This is a genomic window from Pseudomonas sp. FH1 (assembly GCF_000510895.2).
Taxonomy (GTDB): domain Bacteria; phylum Pseudomonadota; class Gammaproteobacteria; order Pseudomonadales; family Pseudomonadaceae; genus Aquipseudomonas; species Aquipseudomonas azotoformans_A.
The window spans coordinates 1-22365 of sequence record NZ_AOHM01000050.1 but is presented as its reverse complement, the minus strand read 5'-3'; the positions used below and the strand labels follow the sequence as shown (position 1 = coordinate 22365).

The following is a 22365-nucleotide window of genomic DNA, read 5'->3' as shown; positions in this document are numbered from 1 at the left end:
TGTCGTATCCCTCTATTTACTTGCGACGACGGACGATCATTTTGTCGGTACGCTTATTACCACGAGTCTTCGCGCCCTTAGTCGGGAAGCCCCATGGCGATACCGGATGACGACCACCAGAGGTACGACCTTCACCACCACCGTGTGGGTGGTCAACCGGGTTCATGGCAACACCACGAACGGTTGGGCGAACGCCACGCCAGCGTTTGGCACCAGCTTTACCCAGCGAACGCAGGCTGTGCTCGGAGTTCGAGACTTCGCCCAGGGTCGCGCGGCATTCAGCCAGCACTTTACGCATCTCACCAGAACGCAGACGCAGGGTCACGTAGACACCTTCACGAGCGATCAGCTGAGCCGAAGCACCAGCGGAACGAGCGATTTGCGCGCCTTTACCTGGCTTCAATTCGATGCCGTGTACGGTGCTACCAACTGGAATGTTGCGCAGTTGCAGAGCGTTGCCCGGCTTGATCGGTGCCAGAGCACCTGCGATCAGCTGGTCGCCAGCGCTCACGCCTTTAGGGGCGATGATGTAGCGACGCTCGCCATCTGCGTACAGCAGCAGAGCGATGTGAGCAGTACGGTTTGGATCGTATTCGATACGCTCGACAGTGGCAGCGATGCCATCTTTGTCGTTGCGACGGAAATCGACCAGACGATAATGCTGCTTATGGCCACCACCGATGTGACGAGTGGTAATACGACCATTGTTGTTACGACCACCAGACTTCGATTTTTTTTCGAGCAGCGGTGCGTGAGGAGCGCCTTTATGCAGCTCCTGGTTGACCACCTTGACCACAAAACGGCGGCCAGGGGAAGTCGGTTTGCATTTAACGATTGCCATGATGCACCCCTTCCTTACTCAGCACTGCTGCTGAAATCGAGATCTTGGCCTGGCTGAAGGGAGATAACTGCCTTCTTCCAGTCATTACGCTTGCCCAGACCGCGAGCAGTGCGCTTGCTCTTACCCAGAACATTCAGGGTAGTAACACGCTCTACTTTCACGCTGAACAGGCTTTCGACGGCCTTCTTGATTTCCAGCTTGGTTGCGTCAGTTGCAACCTTGAAAACGAACTGGCCTTTCTTGTCAGCCAGAACCGTAGCCTTTTCGGAAACGTGCGGGCCAAGCAGAACTTTAAATACGCGTTCCTGGTTCATCCCAGCAGCTCCTCGAATTTCTTCACGGCCGACACGGTGATCAACACCTTGTCGTATGCGATCAGACTAACTGGATCGGAACCTTGCACGTCACGTACATCAACGTGTGGCAGGTTGCGAGCAGCCAGGTACAGGTTCTGATCAACAGCTTCAGACACGATCAAAACATCGGTCAGGCTCATGTTGTTCAGTTTGCCCAGCAGATCTTTGGTTTTCGGGCTTTCAACAGCGAAGTCCTGAACCACGACCAGACGGTCAGTACGCACGAGTTCAGCAAGGATGGAGCGCAGAGCTGCGCGGTACATCTTCTTGTTGAGCTTCTGCGAGTGATCCTGTGGACGAGCTGCGAAAGTGGTACCACCGCCACGCCAGATTGGGCTACGGATAGTACCGGCACGAGCACGGCCAGTACCTTTCTGACGCCAAGGGCGCTTACCGCCACCACGAACGTCGGAACGGGTCTTTTGCTGCTTGCTACCTTGACGGCCGCCAGCCATGTAGGCCACGACTGCTTGGTGAACCAGCGTCTCGTTGAACTCGCCGCCAAACGTCAGTTCGGAAACTTCGATCGCTTGAGCGTCATTTACATTTAATTGCATGTCAGCTTCCCCTTAACCGCGAGCCTTGGCCGCCGGACGTACAACCAGGTTGCCGCCAGTAGCGCCAGGAACAGCACCCTTGACCAACAACAGATTGCGTTCAGCGTCGACGCGCACTACTTCGAGGGACTGCACGGTCACGCGCTCAGCGCCCATATGACCGGACATTTTTTTGCCCTTGAATACACGACCAGGAGTCTGGCACTGGCCAATAGAGCCCGGGACGCGGTGGGAAACGGAGTTACCGTGAGTGTTGTCTTGGCCACGGAAATTCCAACGCTTGATCGTACCCTGGAAGCCTTTACCTTTGGACTGACCGGTTACATCAACCAGTTGACCAGCAGCGAAGATTTCAGCGTTGATCAGATCGCCAGCCTGGTAGTCGCCGTCTTCGAGACGGAACTCCATAACAGTGCGACCAGCTGCAACGTTTGCTTTAGCGAAGTGACCTGCTTGAGCAGCAGTCACGCGCGAAGCACGACGCTCGCCGACAGTGACTTGCACTGCACGATAGCCATCGGTCTCTTCAGTTTTGAACTGGGTGACGCGATTCGGTTCGATCTCAATGACCGTGACCGGAATGGAGACACCTTCTTCGGTGAAAATACGGGTCATACCGCATTTACGACCGACTACACCAATAGTCATGTTGTAAACCTCATGAGTGTACGGGGCTTTCACCCGCTATGGCCGCCCATTTCAGAGCGTTACACGACTAAGACCCAAGTCTTAGCCGAGGCTGATCTGTACTTCCACACCGGCCGCCAGATCAAGCTTCATAAGTGCATCAACGGTTTTATCCGTTGGCTGGACGATGTCCAGTACGCGCTTATGAGTACGGATCTCGTACTGGTCACGCGCGTCTTTGTTGACGTGCGGGGAGACCAGAACGGTGAACCGCTCTTTACGGGTAGGCAGTGGAATTGGACCACGCACTTGAGCACCAGTACGTTTCGCGGTTTCCACGATTTCCTGGGTGGATTGGTCGATCAGGCGATGGTCAAAAGCCTTCAACCTGATACGGATTTGCTGATTTTGCATTGGATTTCAGACTCCGGCTGCTATTCCCAGCGAGCGCAATACGCCCGTTAAAAGGAGGCGCAATTCTATAGACGGCCCTGATAGGTGTCAACCCAATAAAAAAGGCCCCCGCTGAGCGGGGGCCTTTCAAAACATCAGAGCTATCTCAGAAGAGATAATTACTCGATGATTTTAGCTACAACGCCAGCACCAACGGTACGGCCGCCTTCACGGATTGCGAAACGCAGACCGTCTTCCATAGCGATGGTTTTGATCAGGGTGACAACCATTTTGATGTTGTCGCCTGGCATTACCATTTCTACGCCTTCCGGCAGTTCGCAGTTACCAGTTACGTCGGTAGTACGGAAGTAGAACTGTGGACGGTAGCCTTTGAAGAACGGAGTGTGACGACCGCCTTCTTCTTTGCTCAGCACGTACACTTCAGCTTCGAACTTGGTGTGCGGCTTAACCGAACCTGGCTTAACCAGAACCTGGCCACGCTCAACGTCGTCACGCTTGGTACCACGCAGCAGAACGCCGCAGTTCTCGCCAGCACGACCTTCGTCGAGCAGTTTACGGAACATTTCAACACCGGTGCAGGTGGTGACGGTAGTGTCACGCAGACCAACGATTTCCAGTGGATCTTGAACCTTAACGATACCGCGCTCGATACGACCAGTTACAACAGTACCGCGACCGGAGATCGAGAATACGTCTTCGATTGGCATTAGGAACGGCTTGTCGATAACACGGACTGGATCTGGGATGTAGCTGTCCAGAGTCTCAACTAGTTTACGAACGGACGTGGTGCCCATTTCGTTGTCGTCTTTGCCTTCCAGAGCCATACGAGCAGAACCGATGATGATCGGAGTGTCGTCGCCTGGGAAGTCGTAAGTGCTCAGCAGATCGCGCACTTCCATCTCAACCAGTTCCAGCAGCTCAGCGTCGTCTACCAGGTCAGCCTTGTTCAGGTAAACCACGATGTACGGAACGCCTACCTGACGGGACAGCAGGATGTGCTCACGGGTTTGTGGCATCGGACCATCAGCAGCCGAGCAAACCAGGATAGCGCCGTCCATCTGGGCAGCACCGGTGATCATGTTCTTCACATAGTCAGCGTGACCTGGGCAGTCAACGTGAGCGTAGTGACGGATCAGCGAGTTGTATTCAACGTGCGCGGTGTTGATGGTGATACCACGAGCTTTTTCTTCTGGTGCGCTGTCGATTTTATCGAAATCAACGATTGCGGAACCGAAAACTTCGGAGCAAACGCGAGTCAGAGCAGCAGTCAGAGTGGTTTTACCGTGGTCAACGTGACCGATGGTGCCAACGTTGACGTGCGGTAGGGAACGATCAAATTTTTCTTTAGCCACGACAATTAACTCCTTGCCTAAAGGACTGAATCAGCCTTGTTTTTTGGATACAGTTTCAGCGATGTGCGCCGGAGCTGTGTTGTATTTTTTGAATTCCATAGAGTAGCTTGCGCGACCCTGGGACATGGAGCGAACGTCGGTCGCATAACCGAACATCTCACCCAACGGAACCTCGGCGCGAATCACTTTGCCGGAAACCGTGTCTTCCATACCCAAGATCATGCCGCGACGACGGTTAAGGTCGCCCATGACATCACCCATATAGTCTTCAGGTGTAACAACTTCTACCGCCATGATCGGCTCAAGCAACTCACCACCGCCCTTCTGGGCCAGTTGCTTGGTTGCCATGGAGGCAGCCACCTTAAACGCCATCTCGTTGGAGTCGACGTCGTGGTAAGAACCGTCAAAAACGGTTGCTTTCAGGCCGATCAGCGGATAGCCGGCAACAACACCGTTCTTCATCTGCTCTTCGATGCCCTTCTGGATAGCCGGGATGTATTCCTTAGGAACCACACCACCAACTACTTCGTTCACGAATTGCAGACCTTCCTGACCTTCGTCAGCAGGAGCAAAACGGATCCAGCAGTGACCGAACTGACCACGACCGCCGGACTGACGAACGAACTTGCCTTCGATTTCGCAATTCTTCGTGATGCGCTCACGATAGGAAACCTGAGGCTTACCGATGTTGGCTTCGACGTTGAACTCACGGCGCATCCGGTCAACCAGGATGTCCAGGTGCAGCTCGCCCATGCCGGAGATGATCGTTTGACCAGTCTCTTCATCAGTCTTGACGCGGAAAGATGGATCTTCCTGAGCAAGCTTGCCCAGAGCGATACCCATTTTTTCCTGGTCATCCTTGGTCTTAGGCTCTACGGCAACCGAAATAACCGGCTCCGGGAAGTCCATGCGAACCAGGATGATTGGCTTGGCAGCGTCGCACAAAGTCTCACCCGTGGTGACGTCCTTCATGCCGATCAGGGCCGCGATGTCACCAGCGCGTACTTCCTTGATCTCTTCACGGGCGTTTGCGTGCATTTGCACCATACGACCCACGCGCTCTTTCTTGCCTTTAACCGAGTTGATCACGCCGTCGCCGGAGGCCAACACGCCCGAGTAAACGCGGACGAAGGTCAAAGTACCCACGAATGGGTCGGTTGCGATCTTGAACGCCAGAGCCGAGAACGGCTCGCTATCATCGGCGTGACGCTCCATTTCTTCTTCCTCGTTATCAGGGTTGGTACCCTTGATAGCAGGAATGTCGGTTGGAGCCGGCAGGTAGTCGATAACGGCGTCGAGAACCAGGGGAACACCCTTGTTCTTGAAGGAGGAACCGCAAACAGCCAAGACGATCTCGCCAGCGATAGTACGCTGACGCAGAGCAGCCTTGATTTCCACGTTGGTGAGTTCTTCACCTTCGAGGTACTTGTTCATCAGCTCTTCGTTGGCTTCGGCAGCAGCCTCAACCATGTTGTTGCGCCACTCGTCAGCCAGCTCCTGCAGTTCTGCAGGGATAGGCTTACGAACAGGAACCATACCTTTGTCGGAATCATTCCAGTAAACAGCTTCCATGTTGATCAGATCGATCTGACCCTGGAAGTTGTCTTCGGAACCGATAGCCAATTGGATTGGCACCGGGGTGTGACCCAGACGCTGCTTGATCTGACCGATCACGCGCAGGAAGTTGGCACCAGCACGGTCCATCTTGTTTACATAAACAAGACGTGGAACGCCGTACTTGTTGGCTTGACGCCATACGGTTTCCGACTGAGGCTCAACACCCGAGGTACCGCAGAACACAACGACGGCGCCGTCGAGTACGCGCAGGGAACGCTCAACTTCGATGGTGAAGTCTACGTGGCCTGGGGTATCGATTACGTTAAAACGGTGCTCGTCTTTGTACTGCTTCTCGGAACCTTTCCAGAAGGCGGTAATAGCAGCAGAAGTAATGGTAATACCACGCTCCTGCTCCTGAACCATCCAGTCTGTGGTCGCGGCGCCGTCATGCACCTCGCCCATTTTGTGACTTTTGCCGGTGTAAAACAGTACGCGCTCGGTGGTGGTGGTTTTACCAGCATCCACGTGAGCAACAATACCGATGTTACGGTAGCGGCTAATCGGAGTAGTACGAGCCATAAAGCCCTCGCAAAATTAGTGAAGCTAAGATTAGAAGCGGTAGTGCGAGAAAGCTTTGTTAGCTTCAGCCATACGGTGCACGTCTTCACGCTTCTTAACAGCAGCACCTTTACCTTCAGCAGCGTCCAACAGCTCGCCGGCCAAACGCAGAGCCATAGACTTCTCGCCGCGCTTACGGGCGAAGTCTACCAACCAGCGCATTGCCAGAGCGTTACGACGGGACGGACGAACTTCAACCGGAACCTGGTAAGTAGCACCGCCTACACGGCGCGACTTCACTTCGACCAGCGGAGCGATGGCGTCGAGAGCTTTCTCGAAGATTTCCAGGGGGTCGCTGTTCTTGCGTTCTTTAACCTTTTCCAGCGCGCCATAAACGATACGCTCGGCAACGGCTTTCTTGCCGCTTTCCATCACGTGGTTCATGAACTTGGCCAGGATCTGGCTTCCGTATTTTGGATCGTCAAGCACTTCGCGCTTGGCTGCTACGCGTCTTCTTGGCATGGATAAGCCCTCAAACGGTCTTCAGGTTCGTTCGGAATCGGTGCCCTTGCGGGACGCCTCCGACCTTACTCTTATCGACTCAGAAAATAAGATGATTCAGTTTTACAAAAAGCCGCTACTACTTAGGCTTCTTGGTACCGTACTTCGAACGACCCTGGTTACGACCTTTAACGCCGGAAGTATCCAAGGAGCCGCGTACGGTGTGGTAACGAACACCTGGCAAGTCTTTTACACGACCGCCGCGGATTAGTACCACGCTGTGCTCTTGCAGGTTGTGACCTTCACCACCGATGTACGAGGAAACCTCGAAACCGTTGGTCAGGCGCACACGGCATACTTTACGCAGTGCCGAGTTAGGTTTTTTCGGCGTGGTGGTATACACACGGGTGCATACGCCACGACGTTGCGGGCAGTTCTGCAGCGCAGGTACGTCGGATTTCTCGACGATACGCTTACGCGGCTGACGTACCAGCTGGTTGATAGTTGCCATCTACTAGCTCCACTGTTGTCTTGCGACGCTATTGTCTTGCAAGAAAAGCAAAATGGCAGGAACGAATTCCCGCCAAATTTAGGGGTACAAGAGTCTAAAGAGGATCTTGCCCCCAGTCAAGGCAAGGCCCCGACATCCCCACTCACCGAACCGGGGCAAAAAAGCCTCGATCCGACGAATGGGGCTGCCGGGGCCCAGACTTATCTAGTGCAGAACTCAGTTACCGCTAGAGTTCAGCGCTTCGGTCAGTGCAGCTTCCACTTCACTGGCGCTTACGCGCAGCGGCTTGTCAGCATCACGGCGACGCTTACGCTCGCTGTGGTAAGCCAAACCGGTACCGGCTGGGATCAAACGACCCACAACCACGTTTTCTTTCAGGCCGCGCAGGTAATCGCGCTTGCCGGTTACCGCTGCTTCGGTCAGTACACGAGTGGTCTCCTGGAAGGAGGCCGCCGAGATGAACGACTCAGTGGACAACGACGCCTTGGTGATACCCAGCAGCACGCGGGTGAACTTGGAGACAAACTTGTCTTCCGCGCCCAGACGCTCGTTCTCTACCAGTACGTGAGTCAGTTCCATCTGGTCGCCCTTGATGAAACTGGAATCGCCGGATTCAGCGATTTCAACTTTACGCAACATCTGACGCAGGATGGTCTCGATGTGCTTATCGTTGATCTTCACGCCTTGCAGGCGGTAAACGTCCTGGATCTCGTTAACGATGTACTTGGCCAGCGCACTCACACCCAGCAGACGCAGGATGTCGTGTGGATCGCTCGGGCCGTCGGAGATAACTTCGCCGCGGTTTACCTGTTCGCCTTCGAAGACGTTCAGGTGACGCCACTTCGGAATCAGCTCTTCGTACGGATCGGTACCGTCGTTCGGGGTAATGACCAGACGGCGCTTGCCCTTGGTCTCTTTACCGAACGCGATGGTGCCGCTGACTTCAGCCAGAATCGACGCTTCTTTCGGACGACGAGCTTCGAACAAGTCGGCAACACGCGGCAGACCACCGGTGATGTCACGGGTCTTCGAAGTTTCTTGCGGGATACGCGCGATAACATCACCGATCGCGATCTTCGCACCATCCGCTACACCGACCAGGGCGTTGGCTGGCAGGAAGTACTGAGCGATTACGTCAGTGCCTGGCAGCAACAAGTCCTTGCCGTTGTCATCGACCATCTTCACGGCAGGACGGATGTCTTTACCGGCAGCTGGACGATCTTTCGCGTCGAGTACTTCAATGTTGGTCATACCGGTCAATTCGTCAGTCTGACGCTTGATCGTGATGCCTTCTTCCATGCCCACGTAGGTCACGGTACCTTTCATTTCGGTAACGATTGGGTGAGTGTGCGGATCCCACTTGGCCACGATTGCGCCAGCGTCGACCTTGTCACCTTCTTTAACCGAAATCACAGCACCGTACGGCAGCTTGTAACGCTCGCGCTCACGACCGTAGTCATCAGCGATTGCCAGCTCACCGGAACGGGACACAGCAACCAGGTGGCCATCCACTCGCTCAACGTGTTTCAGGTTGTGCAGACGGACAGTACCGCCATTCTTCACCTGAACGCTGTCGGCTGCGGAGGTCCGGCTTGCCGCACCACCGATGTGGAACGTACGCATGGTCAGCTGGGTACCCGGCTCACCAATGGACTGGGCAGCGATAACGCCGACCGCTTCACCGATGTTCACCTGATGACCACGAGCCAAGTCACGGCCGTAGCACTTGGCACAAATGCCGTAGCGGGTTTCGCAGCTGATCGGCGAGCGAACGATCACTTCGTCGATGCTGTTGAGTTCGATGAACTCGACCCACTTCTCATCTACCAGGGTGCCGGCAGGAACGATAACTTCCTCGGTGCCTGGCTTGAATACGTCACGGGCAATAACACGACCCAATACGCGCTCACCCAGTGGCTCTACAACGTCACCGCCTTCAATGTGCGGCGTCATCAGCAGGCCGTGCTCGGTGCCGCAATCGATCTCGGTTACAACCAGATCTTGTGCAACGTCTACCAGACGACGCGTCAGGTAACCGGAGTTAGCGGTTTTCAACGCGGTATCCGCAAGACCTTTACGAGCACCGTGAGTCGAGATGAAGTACTGAAGTACGCTCAAACCTTCACGGAAGTTCGCGGTAATCGGCGTTTCGATGATGGAGCCGTCCGGCTTGGCCATCAGGCCACGCATACCGGCGAGCTGACGGATCTGCGCAGCAGAACCCCGTGCGCCCGAGTCGGCCATCATGTACATCGAGTTGAAGGACTCTTGGTCAACTTCGTCGCCGTGACGGTCGATGACTTTCTCTTTCGAGAGGTTGGCCATCATCGCCTTGGAAACTTCGTCGTTTGCCTTCGACCAAAGGTCGATCACCTTGTTGTACTTCTCGCCCTGGGTTACCAGGCCGGAGGCGTACTGGCTTTCGATCTCTTTCACTTCATCGGTTGCAGCCGCGATGATGCGAGCTTTTTCATCCGGGATAACGAAGTCGTTAACACCGATGGAAACGCCGGAAATGGTCGAATAGGCAAAACCGGTGTACATCAACTGGTCAGCGAAGATCACGGTCTCTTTCAAACCAACCACGCGGTAGCACTGGTTGATCAGCTTGGAGATCGCCTTTTTCTTCATCGGCAGGTTGACGACGTCGTACGACAGACCTTTTGGCACAACTTGATACAGCAGCGCACGGCCGACAGTAGTGTCGACGATACGGGTGCCGCTCACGCTGCCGCCATCACGGTCGTTGACGGTTTCGTTGATCCGCACTTTGACCTTGGCGTGCAGTGCGGCTTCGCCGGCACGGAACACACGGTCAACTTCTTGCAGGTCAGCGAATACACGACCTTCGCCCTTGGCGTTGATCGCTTCACGGGTCATGTAGTACAGACCCAATACAACGTCCTGCGACGGAACGATGATTGGCTCACCGTTGGCTGGCGACAGAATGTTGTTGGTCGACATCATCAACGCGCGCGCTTCCAACTGGGCTTCCAGTGTCAGCGGTACGTGCACGGCCATTTGGTCGCCGTCGAAGTCGGCGTTGTACGCAGCACAGACCAGAGGGTGCAGCTGGATAGCCTTACCTTCGATCAGTACCGGTTCAAACGCCTGGATACCCAGACGGTGAAGGGTCGGTGCACGGTTGAGGAGAACCGGGTGTTCGCGGATCACTTCAGCGAGAACGTCCCAAACCTCTGGCAGTTCGCGCTCGACCATTTTCTTGGCCGCTTTGATGGTGGTCGCGAGACCGCGCATTTCCAGCTTGCCGAAGATGAATGGCTTGAATAGCTCAAGTGCCATCTTCTTAGGCAGACCGCACTGGTGCAGACGCAGGGTCGGGCCTACGGTAATTACCGAACGACCGGAGTAGTCAACACGCTTACCGAGCAAGTTCTGACGGAAACGACCTTGCTTACCCTTGATCATGTCAGCCAGGGATTTCAGAGGGCGCTTGTTCGAACCGGTGATAGCGCGGCCACGACGACCGTTGTCGAGCAGGGCATCGACAGCTTCTTGCAACATACGCTTTTCGTTGCGCACGATGATGTCCGGAGCGGACAGATCAAGCAGGCGCTTCAAGCGGTTGTTACGGTTGATCACGCGGCGGTACAGGTCGTTGAGGTCGGACGTCGCGAAACGACCACCGTCCAACGGTACCAGCGGACGCAGGTCTGGCGGCAGAACCGGCAGAACGGTCAGCACCATCCACTCTGGCAAGTTGCCGGAACCTTGGAAGGCTTCCATCAACTTCAGACGCTTGGACAGCTTCTTGATCTTGGTTTCGGAGTTGGTTTGCGGAATCTCTTCACGCAGACGGCCAATCTCGTGTTCCAGGTCGATAGCGTGCAGCAGTTCGCGGACAGCTTCGGCACCCATGCGGGCATCGAAATCGTCGCCGAACTCTTCCAGCGCTTCGAAGTACTGCTCGTCGTTCAGCAGCTGACCTTTTTCAAGAGTGGTCATACCTGGATCGATAACGACATAGCTCTCGAAGTAGAGAACACGTTCGATATCACGCAGGGTCATGTCCATCAGCAAGCCGATACGGGACGGCAGCGATTTCAGGAACCAGATGTGGGCAACCGGCGAAGCCAGTTCGATGTGCGCCATGCGCTCACGACGAACCTTGGCCAGTGCAACTTCAACGCCGCACTTCTCGCAGATCACACCACGGTGCTTCAAGCGCTTGTACTTACCGCACAGGCACTCGTAATCCTTTACCGGGCCAAAGATCTTGGCGCAGAACAGGCCGTCACGCTCAGGTTTGAACGTACGGTAGTTGATGGTTTCCGGCTTTTTAACTTCACCGAACGACCACGAACGGATCATCTCAGGCGATGCCAATCCAATACGGATGGCGTCGAACTCTTCGACTTGACCCTGGTTTTTCAGCAAATTCAGTAGGTCTTTCAAGGCCTTTCCTCCTGGCGGAGCAGAGAGCGGGCTAAACAGCCCCGCTCTCGATTCGCGTCACGTGTTATTCGGTTTCCAGATCGATATCGATGCCGAGGGAACGAATTTCTTTGATCAACACGTTGAAGGACTCGGGCATGCCCGGCTCCATACGGTGATCGCCGTCCACGATGTTTTTGTACATCTTGGTACGACCGTTCACATCGTCCGACTTCACTGTGAGCATTTCTTGCAGAGTGTAAGCAGCACCGTATGCTTCCAGTGCCCAGACCTCCATCTCCCCGAAACGCTGACCACCGAACTGAGCCTTACCACCCAGCGGCTGCTGGGTAACCAGGCTGTACGAACCGGTAGAACGAGCGTGCATCTTGTCGTCTACCAAGTGGTTCAGCTTCAGCATGTACATGTAGCCAACAGTAACCGGGCGCTCGAACTTGTTGCCGGTACGGCCGTCGAACAGCTGCATCTGGCCGCTTTCTGGCAGGTCTGCCAGTTTCAGCATGGCCTTGATTTCGCTTTCCTTGGCACCGTCGAACACCGGGGTAGCCATTGGAACGCCGCCGCGCAGGTTCTTCGCCAGATCCAGGATTTCCTGGTCGGAGAAGGTGTCCAGCTCTTCGTTGCGACCGCCGATCTCGTTGTAGATCTCGTGCAGGAACTTACGCAGGTCTGCGACCTTGCGCTGCTCTTCGATCATACGGTTGATCTTCTCGCCCAGACCTTTGGCCGCGAGGCCCAGGTGGGTTTCAAGGATCTGACCAACGTTCATACGCGAAGGTACGCCCAACGGGTTGAGGACGACGTCGACCGGGGTGCCATTGGCATCGTGCGGCATGTCTTCAACCGGCATGATCACGGAGACCACACCTTTGTTACCGTGACGACCGGCCATCTTGTCGCCCGGCTGGATGCGGCGACGGATTGCCAGGTAAACCTTGACGATTTTCAGCACGCCTGGAGCCAGGTCATCGCCCTGCTGCAGTTTGCGCTTCTTGTCTTCAAACTTGTCGTCCAGCAGACGGCGACGATCAACGATGTAGGCCTGGGCCTTCTCGAGCTGCTCGTTCAGAGCATCTTCAGCCATGCGCAGTTTGAACCACTGGCCGTGCTCAAGACCGTCGAGGATTTCGTCGGTGATGTCCTGACCTTTCTTCAGACCCGCGCCGCCTTCAGCCTTGTGGCCTACCAGGGCGGAACGCAGACGTTCGAAGGTCGCGCCTTCAACGATACGGAACTCTTCGTTCAGGTCCTTGCGGATCTCGTCGAGCTGGGTCTTCTCGATGGACAGTGCACGAGCATCACGCTCAACGCCGTCACGGGTGAAGACCTGTACGTCGATGACAGTACCTTTGGTACCGGTCGGTACACGCAGGGAAGTGTCTTTAACGTCGCTGGCTTTTTCACCGAAGATGGCACGCAACAGCTTCTCTTCCGGAGTCAGTTGGGTCTCGCCTTTCGGAGTGACCTTACCGACCAGGATGTCGCCTGCGCCTACTTCAGCACCTACATAAACGATACCGGCTTCGTCCAGCTTGTTCAGTGCAGCCTCACCCACGTTCGGGATGTCTGCAGTGATTTCCTCTGGCCCAAGCTTGGTGTCACGTGCCACACAGGTCAGTTCCTGAATGTGGATCGTGGTGAAACGGTCTTCTTGAACAACACGCTCGGACAGGCAGATGGAGTCTTCGAAGTTGAAGCCGTTCCATGCCATGAACGCGATGCGCATGTTCTGACCCAGTGCCAGTTCACCCATGTCGGTGGACGGGCCGTCGGCCATGATGTCGCTACGCTGGACGCGATCACCCTTGCTCACCAGCGGACGCTGGTTGATGCAGGTGTTCTGGTTCGAGCGGGTGTATTTGGTCAGGTTGTAGATGTCGACACCGGCCTCGCCAGTTTCTACTTCGTCATCGGCAACACGAACCACGATACGGCTGGCGTCAACAGAGTCGATCACGCCACCACGACGAGCCACGACGCAAACGCCGGAGTCACGGGCTACGTTACGCTCCATGCCGGTACCTACCAGCGGCTTGTCAGCGCGCAGGGTCGGTACAGCTTGACGCTGCATGTTGGAACCCATCAACGCACGGTTGGCGTCATCGTGCTCCAGGAACGGGATCAGCGACGCAGCAACCGAAACTACCTGCTTCGGCGATACGTCCATCAAGGTGACGTCTTCCGGCGCCTTGACGGTGAACTCGTTCAAGTGACGAACAGCTACCAGCTCGTCGATCAGGACTTTCTTGTCGTTCATCGTGGCCGAGGCCTGAGCGATCACGTGATCAGCTTCTTCGATGGCGGACAGGAACACGATCTCGTCGGTGACCAGAGCGTGTTTCACTACACGGTACGGGCTCTCGAGGAAGCCGTACTGGTTGGTGCGCGCATAAGCGGCCAGGGAGTTGATCAGACCGATGTTCGGACCTTCCGGCGTTTCGATCGGGCAAACACGACCGTAGTGCGTCGGGTGTACGTCACGAACCTCAAAGCCAGCACGCTCACGGGTCAGACCGCCCGGGCCCAGTGCAGAAACACGGCGCTTGTGGGTGATCTCGGAGAGCGGGTTGTTCTGGTCCATGAACTGCGAGAGCTGGCTGGAACCGAAGAACTCTTTCACCGCCGCAGCCACTGGCTTGGCATTGATCAGGTCTTGCGGCATCAGGCCTTCGCTTTCTGCCATCGACAGACGCTCTTTGACCGCACGCTCAACACGTACCAGGCCAACGCGGAACTGGTTCTCGGCCATTTCGCCTACGCAACGAACACGACGGTTACCCAGGTGGTCGATGTCATCGACGATGCCTTTGCCGTTACGGATGTCGACCAGGGTCTTCAGTACCGCGACGATGTCTTCCTTGCACAGCACGCCCGAACCTTCGATCTCGGTACGACCGATACGACGGTTGAACTTCATCCGGCCGACCGCAGACAGGTCATAGCGCTCAGGGCTGAAGAACAGGTTGTTGAACAGGGTCTCGGCAGCGTCTTTGGTAGGTGGCTCACCAGGACGCATCATGCGATAGATCTCGACCAGCGCTTCCAATTGGTTGCTGGTGGAGTCGATCTTCAGCGTGTCGGAGATGAACGGACCGCAGTCGATGTCGTTGGTATACAGGGTCTCGATGCGAACGACCTGAGCCTTGGCGATCTTGGCCAGGATCTCGGTGTTCAGCTCGGTGTTGCACTCAGCCAGGATTTCGCCTGTAGCCGGGTGAACGATGACCTTGGCGGTCGTGCGGCCCAGGACGTAGTCCAGAGGCACTTCCAGCTCTTTGATACCGGCTTTTTCGATCTGGTTGATGTGGCGCGCAGTGATACGACGGCCAGCTTCAACAATGACCTTGCCTTTTTCATCCTGGATGTCCAGGACGGCAATTTCACCACGCAGACGCGAAGCGATCAGCTCCAGCTTGAGGGTTTCATCCTTCAGGCTGAATACGTTGGTGGTGTAGAAGGCATCCAGCACTTGCTCAGTGGTGTAACCGAGCGCGCGCAGCAGTACCGAGGCCGGCAGCTTACGACGACGGTCGATACGCACGAACACGCAGTCTTTCGGATCGAACTCGAAGTCCAACCACGAACCGCGGTACGGAATGATCCGCGCGGAGTACAGGAGTTTGCCGGAGCTGTGCGTCTTGCCGCGGTCGTGGTCGAAGAACACGCCCGGGGAACGGTGCAGCTGGGAAACGATCACACGCTCGGTACCGTTGATAACGAAGGTACCGTTCTCGGTCATCAATGGGATTTCGCCCATGTAGACTTCTTGCTCTTTGATGTCCTTGATCGCTTTGTTCGACGATTCTTTGTCGAAAATGATCAGGCGCACTTTTACCCGCAAAGGTACGGCGTAAGTAACACCGCGCAACACGCATTCTTTGACATCAAATGCCGGTTCGCCCAGGCGATAACCGACGTACTCCAGCGCAGCATTGCCGGAGTAGCTGATGATCGGGAAAACGGATTTGAAGGCCGCATGCAGGCCCACGTCGCGGAACTGATCTTTGGTCGCTCCCGCCTGCAAGAATTCACGATACGAATCCAGCTGGATAGCCAGAAGGTACGGGACATCCATGACGTCCGGCAACTTGCTAAAGTCCTTGCGGATACGTTTTTTCTCAGTATATGAGTAAGCCATCAGCGTTCCCCAGCTTGGTCACCTGCTTGTTTGGCCCTCCCGACGGGAGCAGCCAGAAAATCTTGCAAACCCCATGGTTTGCACCACCGCATCGGGTGGCTACAGCGCGTTAATGGCGGCGACCGAGTCGACAGCCAAGAACGGAAAAAGGCCGGTGGCAAGAGCCACCAGCCATCAGCCTTCAGCTTAACGCTTGGGCTGGAGACGCAAGGTCGATGCTTACTTCAGCTCGACTTTAGCGCCTGCTTCTTCCAGTACTGCTTTGGCTTTGTCAGCTGCGTCTTTCGACACTGCTTCCAGAACCTGGGCAGGAGCGCCGTCAACTACAGCCTTGGCTTCTTTCAGGCCCAGACCGGTCAGTTCACGTACTGCCTTGATCACGTTTACTTTCTTCTCGCCAGCTTCCAGCAGCATGACGTTGAATTCGGTTTGCTCTTCAGCAGCAACAGCAGCAACAGCTGGGCCAGCGGAAGCAGCGGCAGCGGAAACGCCGAATTTTTCTTCGAAAGCTTTGATCAGCTCAACAACCTGCAGAACCGACATTTCAGCTACGGCGTTGAGGATATCGTCTTGGGAGATAGACATTGCTGTATTTCCTGAATTGGGGGACGGCCTACGCGGCCATCGAAATAAACAAAAATACGCGAGAGAAGTTGCTCAGCCTTAGGCTGCGGCAGCTTCTTTTTGCTCGCGAACTGCAGCCAGAGTACGAGCCAGCTTGCTGGTAGCGCCTTGAATCACGCTCATCAGCTGCGAAATGGCTTCGTCGCGGGTCGGCAGTGTTGCCAGTACGTCGATTTGGTTAGCTGCGAGGAACTTGCCCTCGAACGCAGCTGCCTTGATCTCGAACTTATCCTGACTCTTGGCGAATTCTTTGAACAAACGGGCAGCAGCGCCTGGATGTTCTTTGGAGAACGCGATCAGAGTCGGGCCAGTGAACACGTCGTTGAGGACACTGTATTCAGTGTCAGCAACAGCGCGCTTGAGCAGGGTGTTACGTACAACACGTACGTATACGCCAGCTTCACGAGCCTCTTTACGGAGTCCGGTCATAGCGCCTACTGTCACACCACGGGCATCAGCCACGACAGCGGACAGAGCAGCTTTGGCAGCCTCGTTGACTTCAGCGACGATGGCCTTCTTGTCTTCGAGATTAATTGCCACGGGTTTAACTCCTGCTTGTTACCGTTTCATCTGGCCGGAGCCGGATGTCGTTTTGGTGTCTGATTCGGTAAGGAACCGGGAGCACCATCTGCGTAGGCTTGTGGTTTAAGACTTGCGTCGCCTACGGTCTTGGATAGCCCCCGCCAGGCAGGGACCCCAATTTTTTCAATCGGCGCGATCGCTCGCGCCGATCTGTGTCTTATACGTCCAGCGAGCCTTGGTCGATGACCAGACCTGGGCCCATAGTGGTGCTCAGGGTAACGCGCTTGACGTAGATACCTTTCGAGGAAGCTGGCTTGATACGCTTCAGATCAGCGATCAGGGCTTCAACGTTTTCCTTCAGCTTGACGGCATCGAAGCCGACTTTGCCAACGGAGGTGTGAATGATGCCGTTTTTGTCAGTGCGATAACGAACCTGACCCGCCTTGGCGTTTTTAACCGCGGTGGCTACGTCTGGGGTTACGGTGCCGACTTTAGGGTTAGGCATCAGACCACGTGGACCGAGGATCTGACCCAACTGACCTACAACGCGCATTGCATCCGGGGAAGCAATAACTACGTCATAGTTCAGGTCGCCGCCTTTCATTTCGGCAGCCAGGTCGTCCATGCCAACGCGATCAGCACCAGCGGCCAGAGCAGCTTCAGCTGCTGGGCCTTGGGTGAAGACAGCTACACGTACAGTCTTGCCAGTACCGTGTGGCAGCACAGTTGCGCTACGAACGACCTGGTCGGATTTACGTGGGTCAACACCCAGGTTTACAGCAACGTCTACGGACTCGCTGAACTTGACAGTCGACAGCTCAGCCAGCAGGGCAGCGGCGTCTACAAAGTTGTAGGCCTTGCCTGCTTCGATTTTGCCGGCGATAGCCTTTTGACGCTTGGTCAGCTTAGCCATTACACACCCTCCACGTTAAGGCCCATGCTACGAGCAGAACCGGCGATGGTACGCACGGCTGCATCCATATCAGCTGCAGTCAGATCCGCGTTTTTGGTTTTCGCGATTTCTTCCAGCTGAGCACGAGTTACGGTGCCAACCTTAACGGTGTTCGGACGAGCGGAACCGCTAGTCAGACCAGCAGCTTTCTTCAACAGAACCGAAGCCGGGGTCGACTTGGTTTCGAAGGTGAAGCTACGGTCGCTGTATACAGTGATGATCACTGGAGTCGGCAGACCTGGCTCAAGACCCTGAGTACGGGCGTTGAAGGCCTTGCAGAATTCCATGATGTTCACGCCGTGCTGACCCAGAGCTGGACCGACGGGTGGGCTAGGGTTGGCCTGAGCGGCCTTCACTTGCAGCTTGATGTAAGCGGTAATCTTCTTGGCCATGAGGCACTCCAATTACGGGTTCAAACGCCTCGAAAGGCTCCCCGGTTACTTGCGCGTTTATCCCAGTGACGACAAAACCCCACAGCCTAAGGCTGCGGGGTTGGGATGCTTGCTCAGCTAGACCTTCTCGACCTGGCTGAACTCCAACTCTACCGGAGTAGAGCGACCGAAAATGAGCACTGCCACTTGGATCCGGCTCTTTTCGTAGTTAACTTCTTCGACAGTACCGTTGAAATCAGCAAACGGACCATCTGTGACACGAACAACCTCACCCGGCTCGAACAACGTCTTCGGCTTAGGCTTGTCGCTACCATCGGCAACGCGGCGCAGAATCGCTTCTGCTTCTTTGTCAGTGATAGGAGCAGGCTTATCAGCAGTACCGCCAATGAAGCCCATGACACGAGGGGTATCCTTGACCAAGTGCCAAGTACCTTCATTCATGTCCATCTGAACCAGCACATAGCCAGGGAAGAACTTGCGTTCGCTTTTGCGCTTCTGGCCATTCCGCATTTCAACCACTTCTTCAGTGGGAACCAGAATTTCGCCGAAGCCATCTTCCATGCCTGCCAGCTTTACGCGCTCTAGCAAAGAGCGCATAACATGCTTCTCGTAACCCGAGTAAGCATGCACAACGTACCAACGCTTAGCCACGGGACACCCTTAGCCAACAATCAAGGAAACAAGCCAGCCGAGCAGGGAATCAAGCCCCCACAACAGCAACGCCATAACCAGAACAACAGCCACAACGATCAACGTGGTCTGCGTGGTTTCTTGGCGAGTCGGCCAAACGACTTTACGGATTTCGGTGCGAGCTTCCTTTACCAGGACCGCGAAAGACTTGCCTTTAGCAGTCTGCAGGCCTACAAAGGCAGCTACAGCAGCAAGGGCAAGCAAAGCGAGGACGCGGTACAGGATCGGCGAAGCAGAATAGTACTGATTGCCAACAACGCCTACGACCACCAAGGCAACTACAGCGAGCCACTTGACCAGATCGAAACGAGAGCTTTGAGCTTCAGCCTTAGGAGTCATCTATGAAGATCCTGTGAAAAGAAAGCCAGATACACCACGTGAATCTGGCAGGTCAGGAGGGAATCGAACCCCCAACCTACGGTTTTGGAGACCGTCGCTCTGCCAATTGAGCTACTGACCTAAAACAAAATCAGGCCGACCATTATGCAGGCCTGAAAAAGACTTTACAACAACCAACCCCACTAGACTTGAAATCACCCGACGATAAAGCCAGGCGCAACACTAACAAGCCGAGGCAGCTGTTAAAACAAAGGCAGATATTTTCATATCTGCCTTGTTATATGGAGCTCTTGAGCGGATTTGAACCGCTGACCTCACCCTTACCAAGGGTGTGCTCTACCAACTGAGCTACAAGAGCAAAACACCTTGCACAACCTGCAAACTTGGAGCGGGTAGCGGGAATCGAACCCGCATCATCAGCTTGGAAGGCTGAGGTTCTACCACTAAACTATACCCGCGGAGCTTGCAGCTCACGCTAAAAATGGTGGAGGGGGAAGGATTCGAACCTTCGAAGTCGTAGACGTCAGATTTACAGTCTGATCCCTTTGGCCGCTCGGGAACCCCTCCTAAGCGAGCCGGCATTTTACATTACGCCGACCTTCTGTCAAGCATTTTCTCATTTAAAAATATGAGGTTAGCTGCGTTGACCTTCGCTTCACACTGTAGGCCTTAAAGGTCTTCACTGCGAAGCGGGCGCCATTCTATGCAAACTATTCGAGAGATGCAACGCCTTCGCACAACATTATTTTATGTTTTAACTCATTGAATTCCTTAGCAAGGTTTTCAAATGGCAGATCCTCAGCCAGGCGTCGGCTTTCAGGGGCTACGCGCAGCCAATAGCCAGAGGCTTCAGCAGTATTGAGCAATTGGACCGTGACCCTTATATCCAGGCTTGTGAGGCGCTGCTCAACAGACTGCGCCTGCCGCTGGTCCGCAAAACCACCGATGTACAAACACATATTCTGCGCCTCAGATGCTTTTGCACGATCTCTGCGCGTCACCGCATCAGACGACTCACTGAGCAAGCGAATGTCCTGTTGCGACCCCTTGTAAAGACTCAGAGGCGTGACATCTTTGGCGCGCAACGGTGCTTCTTGCTGATGCCAGATGTAGTAGAAGGCGTTGAGGACAAGTAAAAGCAAAAACAACCAACGCATATTCACCTCAAGACAAAGGACAAGCCATCGCCAAACCGACAAAAACCAAATCTGGAACGAGTCGGGCCTGTGGCACCGCATCTGCCACCAAATCGGCGTCCCCTCCCGTAAGGAACACAGTGAAGTCATCACCCCAGTAGCTTCGCGCCAGCTCTAACTGAGTGAGTACAAACCCTCGAAGCATAAGCGTACAACCTCGCTCCACTGCCTCTACGGTCGTACGACCTGGAGAGAGGCGCTCCAGCGCCCTTTCAGCAGCAGCGTCGTCGTACCGTATCTTGCGTGTATGAGTTCGCAGTTGGTTGCGCATGAGCGGCATACCTGGACAGATGAATCCACCGAGGTGCTCACCATCCGCTGCGATGAAATCCGCCGTGGCTGCGGTGCCGAAATCGAGCACCAGGCAAGCACCGCGCGCCAACTTGAACCCACCCAGCATTGCCAGCCAACGATCAAGGCCCAAACGCTCAAAATCTTCGTAGCCGTTACGCACTCCGGCCATCGCGCGCGCGGGAGCCGCACAGGAGACAGCAACTCCGAAAGCCTCATGCAGGGCCGCAACCAGCTTGCTTGTTTCTTCCAGGGCACGAACGCTCACCAGCCGGCAACGCGTCAGCAACAAACCGGGAAGCGCCATGAGGCTTTCAATCAAAGCCAGATCCGAACCAACAATCCCTTCCGAAGAGGCGTGAGCACTGTCGGCATCAAGTACACGCCATTTGATAAAGCTATTCCCACAGTCGAGCTCAAGAATCATCACGCAACCTCAGGCTTAACTCACCGCCATTGTATATTTTCTCAACACCATCGACGCTCAAGCGCAGCGCCCCCTGGTGGTCTACACCCAGTACAACGCCATCGACTTGGCTGATACCCGCGATAAGCGACACCGGCCTTCCTTGCCAGGCGTGATTCTGCTCCCACTCATCTTTGAGTGCGACAAAACCACCCTCCCGGTGCCGTTCAAGGTAGCGCTGCAGCTGCAACCCCAACTGCGCCACCATCGCATTGCGATTCGCCGGAGAACCTGTCTGCAACTGAACCGAAGTCCATTGCTGGTCCACCTCGTCAGCCCTCTGCATATTCACGTTGATGCCTATTCCGAGGACAACGTGGCAAATATCAGCGGGGTCTCCTACCAACTCCAGCAAAATCCCGGCAATTTTCTTCTGCCCTACCAGAACGTCGTTTGGCCACTTCAGAGTAACGTTCTGCACACCCGACTCGCGCAAGGTCTGCATGACCGCCAAGCCCACCACCAGGCTCAGTCCCTCCAACTGCCGAAGGCCCGACTCGATGCGCAATACGAGGCTGTAATACATATTTTGTGCGAACGGGCTTACCCACTTCCGCCCCCTCCTACCCCGGCCGGCCGTTTGCTGCTCCGCAAGCACCAGGAGCGGCGCCGCGCAACCGCCATCAACAAGGCGCAAGGCTTCGGCATTAGTGGAGTCAACGGAGTCAGAGATATGAATGGGCCACGCCAGGGAGGGCGCATTCAAGGCAATATCTTCAGCAGTCAAGAACACCAACGGTGACGCCAACTGATACCCCTTACCTCGCACCTTATGGAGGGGCAGATTGAGTTCTGCTTCCAGGTGCTGGAGCTGCTTCCAGACAGCACTGCGGCTGACACCCAGGGCGGCGCCAAGCGCTTCACCCGAGTGGAATCGGCCATCTTTCAGAAGTTTTAACAGCGTCAGCATGCAAATATCGCCTCACAATGAGGCACGCATGATAGCCATGCGCAGAGTCATTGCATAGAAACGCAGGACCTTAGCACTGAAGGTCGTCGAAATGGCCGCCTTTGTGTTTTTCGACCGCCCAAAACAAAACCCCATCTGCTTTCGCAAATGGGGTT

General features: G+C 55.3%; 20 protein-coding genes and 4 tRNA genes. All 24 read right to left on the bottom strand.

Going from position 1 to position 22365, the window contains the following annotated elements; genetic code table 11:
- Window positions 1-16 precede the first annotated feature (16 nt).
- The 24 genes from rplB to birA all read right to left on the bottom strand — a co-directional run bounded on the left by rplB (window position 17) and on the right by birA (window position 22210).
- On the bottom strand, window positions 17-841 hold the full coding sequence (rplB, locus tag H096_RS16490; protein WP_003186055.1) for a 50S ribosomal protein L2: 825 nt from the start codon (window positions 839-841) through the stop codon (window positions 17-19).
- 14 nt (window positions 842-855) lie between these two features.
- Window positions 856-1155, bottom strand: coding sequence for a 50S ribosomal protein L23 (rplW, locus tag H096_RS16485; RefSeq protein WP_002555488.1), 300 nt, complete (start codon window positions 1153-1155; stop codon window positions 856-858).
- Window positions 1152-1754, bottom strand: a complete 603-nt coding sequence (gene rplD, locus H096_RS16480; protein ID WP_003176424.1) for a 50S ribosomal protein L4 — start codon at window positions 1752-1754, stop codon at window positions 1152-1154. Before rplD ends, rplW begins: the two co-directional genes overlap by 4 nt.
- Before the next feature lie 12 nt (window positions 1755-1766).
- Complete coding sequence (gene rplC / locus H096_RS16475) at window positions 1767-2402, bottom strand: 50S ribosomal protein L3 (RefSeq protein WP_003194649.1); 636 nt, start codon at window positions 2400-2402, stop codon at window positions 1767-1769.
- An 81-nt stretch (window positions 2403-2483) separates the two neighbouring features.
- A complete protein-coding gene (gene rpsJ / locus H096_RS16470) occupies window positions 2484-2795 on the bottom strand; it encodes a 30S ribosomal protein S10 (protein WP_003186070.1) in 312 nt (103 codons plus the stop codon).
- Between the two features lie 158 nt (window positions 2796-2953).
- Window positions 2954-4147 carry an elongation factor Tu gene (gene tuf, locus H096_RS16465; protein WP_003176426.1) on the bottom strand — a complete coding sequence of 398 codons (1194 nt, stop codon included), beginning with the start codon at window positions 4145-4147 and terminating at the stop codon, window positions 2954-2956.
- 30 nt (window positions 4148-4177) lie between these two features.
- On the bottom strand, window positions 4178-6283 hold the full coding sequence (gene fusA / locus H096_RS16460) for an elongation factor G (protein WP_033900034.1): 2106 nt from the start codon (window positions 6281-6283) through the stop codon (window positions 4178-4180).
- 30 nt (window positions 6284-6313) lie between these two features.
- Window positions 6314-6784 carry a 30S ribosomal protein S7 gene (rpsG, locus tag H096_RS16455; protein WP_002555493.1) on the bottom strand — a complete coding sequence of 157 codons (471 nt, stop codon included), beginning with the start codon at window positions 6782-6784 and terminating at the stop codon, window positions 6314-6316.
- A 118-nt stretch (window positions 6785-6902) separates the two neighbouring features.
- Window positions 6903-7274: a 30S ribosomal protein S12 gene (rpsL, locus tag H096_RS16450; RefSeq protein ID WP_002555494.1), complete on the bottom strand. Its 372-nt coding sequence runs from the start codon at window positions 7272-7274 to the stop codon at window positions 6903-6905.
- Window positions 7275-7490: 216 nt separating this feature from the next.
- Window positions 7491-11690 carry a DNA-directed RNA polymerase subunit beta' gene (gene rpoC, locus H096_RS16445; RefSeq protein ID WP_033900032.1) on the bottom strand — a complete coding sequence of 1400 codons (4200 nt, stop codon included), beginning with the start codon at window positions 11688-11690 and terminating at the stop codon, window positions 7491-7493.
- Between the two features lie 64 nt (window positions 11691-11754).
- Window positions 11755-15828, bottom strand: a complete 4074-nt coding sequence (rpoB, locus tag H096_RS16440) for a DNA-directed RNA polymerase subunit beta (protein WP_033900031.1) — start codon at window positions 15826-15828, stop codon at window positions 11755-11757.
- Between the two features lie 219 nt (window positions 15829-16047).
- Window positions 16048-16413: a 50S ribosomal protein L7/L12 gene (rplL, locus tag H096_RS16435; protein ID WP_003210093.1), complete on the bottom strand. Its 366-nt coding sequence runs from the start codon at window positions 16411-16413 to the stop codon at window positions 16048-16050.
- Between the two features lie 78 nt (window positions 16414-16491).
- Window positions 16492-16992 carry a 50S ribosomal protein L10 gene (gene rplJ / locus H096_RS16430; protein WP_016969477.1) on the bottom strand — a complete coding sequence of 167 codons (501 nt, stop codon included), beginning with the start codon at window positions 16990-16992 and terminating at the stop codon, window positions 16492-16494.
- Between the two features lie 199 nt (window positions 16993-17191).
- Window positions 17192-17887, bottom strand: a complete 696-nt coding sequence (gene rplA, locus H096_RS16425) for a 50S ribosomal protein L1 (RefSeq protein ID WP_033900028.1) — start codon at window positions 17885-17887, stop codon at window positions 17192-17194.
- Window positions 17887-18318, bottom strand: a complete 432-nt coding sequence (gene rplK, locus H096_RS16420; protein WP_003176435.1) for a 50S ribosomal protein L11 — start codon at window positions 18316-18318, stop codon at window positions 17887-17889. The genes rplA and rplK overlap by 1 nt, the downstream gene beginning before the upstream one ends.
- 117 nt (window positions 18319-18435) lie before the next feature.
- Entirely contained in the window at window positions 18436-18969 is a 534-nt protein-coding gene (nusG, locus tag H096_RS16415) for a transcription termination/antitermination protein NusG (protein ID WP_003176436.1), read from the bottom strand.
- A 9-nt stretch (window positions 18970-18978) separates the two neighbouring features.
- A complete protein-coding gene (gene secE / locus H096_RS16410; protein ID WP_003194658.1) occupies window positions 18979-19347 on the bottom strand; it encodes a preprotein translocase subunit SecE in 369 nt (122 codons plus the stop codon).
- 45 nt (window positions 19348-19392) lie between these two features.
- A tRNA-Trp gene (locus tag H096_RS16405) sits at window positions 19393-19468 on the bottom strand.
- 161 nt (window positions 19469-19629) lie between these two features.
- Window positions 19630-19705 (bottom strand) — tRNA-Thr (locus H096_RS16400).
- A gap of 26 nt (window positions 19706-19731) precedes the next feature.
- Window positions 19732-19805 (bottom strand) — tRNA-Gly (locus tag H096_RS16395).
- A gap of 24 nt (window positions 19806-19829) precedes the next feature.
- Window positions 19830-19914, bottom strand: a tRNA-Tyr gene (locus H096_RS16390).
- 143 nt (window positions 19915-20057) lie between these two features.
- A complete protein-coding gene (locus tag H096_RS16385; RefSeq protein WP_033900026.1) occupies window positions 20058-20504 on the bottom strand; it encodes a hypothetical protein in 447 nt (148 codons plus the stop codon).
- Window positions 20505-20511: 7 nt separating this feature from the next.
- Complete coding sequence (locus H096_RS16380; protein WP_033900024.1) at window positions 20512-21261, bottom strand: pantothenate kinase; 750 nt, start codon at window positions 21259-21261, stop codon at window positions 20512-20514.
- Window positions 21251-22210 carry a bifunctional biotin--[acetyl-CoA-carboxylase] ligase/biotin operon repressor BirA gene (gene birA / locus H096_RS16375; RefSeq protein WP_033900022.1) on the bottom strand — a complete coding sequence of 320 codons (960 nt, stop codon included), beginning with the start codon at window positions 22208-22210 and terminating at the stop codon, window positions 21251-21253. Before birA ends, H096_RS16380 begins: the two co-directional genes overlap by 11 nt.
- Between the last annotated feature and the right edge of the window lie 155 nt (window positions 22211-22365).

What these genes read in the sequence shown, in the direction of transcription:
- secE (WP_003194658.1), bottom strand. Translation starts at nt 19,347, where the DNA reads ATGACTCCTAAGGCTGAAGCTCAAAGCTCTCGTTTCGATCTGGTCAAG.
- H096_RS16380 (WP_033900024.1), bottom strand. Translation starts at nt 21,261, where the DNA reads ATGATTCTTGAGCTCGACTGTGGGAATAGCTTTATCAAATGGCGTGTA.
- rplA (WP_033900028.1), bottom strand. Translation starts at nt 17,887, where the DNA reads ATGGCTAAGCTGACCAAGCGTCAAAAGGCTATCGCCGGCAAAATCGAA.
- rplB (WP_003186055.1), bottom strand. Translation starts at nt 841, where the DNA reads ATGGCAATCGTTAAATGCAAACCGACTTCCCCTGGCCGCCGTTTTGTG.
- rplC (WP_003194649.1), bottom strand. Translation starts at nt 2,402, where the DNA reads ATGACTATTGGTGTAGTCGGTCGTAAATGCGGTATGACCCGTATTTTC.
- rpsL (WP_002555494.1), bottom strand. Translation starts at nt 7,274, where the DNA reads ATGGCAACTATCAACCAGCTGGTACGTCAGCCGCGTAAGCGTATCGTC.
- H096_RS16385 (WP_033900026.1), bottom strand. Translation starts at nt 20,504, where the DNA reads ATGCGTTGGTTGTTTTTGCTTTTACTTGTCCTCAACGCCTTCTACTAC.
- rplW (WP_002555488.1), bottom strand. Translation starts at nt 1,155, where the DNA reads ATGAACCAGGAACGCGTATTTAAAGTTCTGCTTGGCCCGCACGTTTCC.
- rpoB (WP_033900031.1), bottom strand. Translation starts at nt 15,828, where the DNA reads ATGGCTTACTCATATACTGAGAAAAAACGTATCCGCAAGGACTTTAGC.
- rpsG (WP_002555493.1), bottom strand. Translation starts at nt 6,784, where the DNA reads ATGCCAAGAAGACGCGTAGCAGCCAAGCGCGAAGTGCTTGACGATCCA.
- birA (WP_033900022.1), bottom strand. Translation starts at nt 22,210, where the DNA reads ATGCTGACGCTGTTAAAACTTCTGAAAGATGGCCGATTCCACTCGGGT.
- rpsJ (WP_003186070.1), bottom strand. Translation starts at nt 2,795, where the DNA reads ATGCAAAATCAGCAAATCCGTATCAGGTTGAAGGCTTTTGACCATCGC.
- fusA (WP_033900034.1), bottom strand. Translation starts at nt 6,283, where the DNA reads ATGGCTCGTACTACTCCGATTAGCCGCTACCGTAACATCGGTATTGTT.
- rplD (WP_003176424.1), bottom strand. Translation starts at nt 1,754, where the DNA reads ATGCAATTAAATGTAAATGACGCTCAAGCGATCGAAGTTTCCGAACTG.
- rplL (WP_003210093.1), bottom strand. Translation starts at nt 16,413, where the DNA reads ATGTCTATCTCCCAAGACGATATCCTCAACGCCGTAGCTGAAATGTCG.
- rplK (WP_003176435.1), bottom strand. Translation starts at nt 18,318, where the DNA reads ATGGCCAAGAAGATTACCGCTTACATCAAGCTGCAAGTGAAGGCCGCT.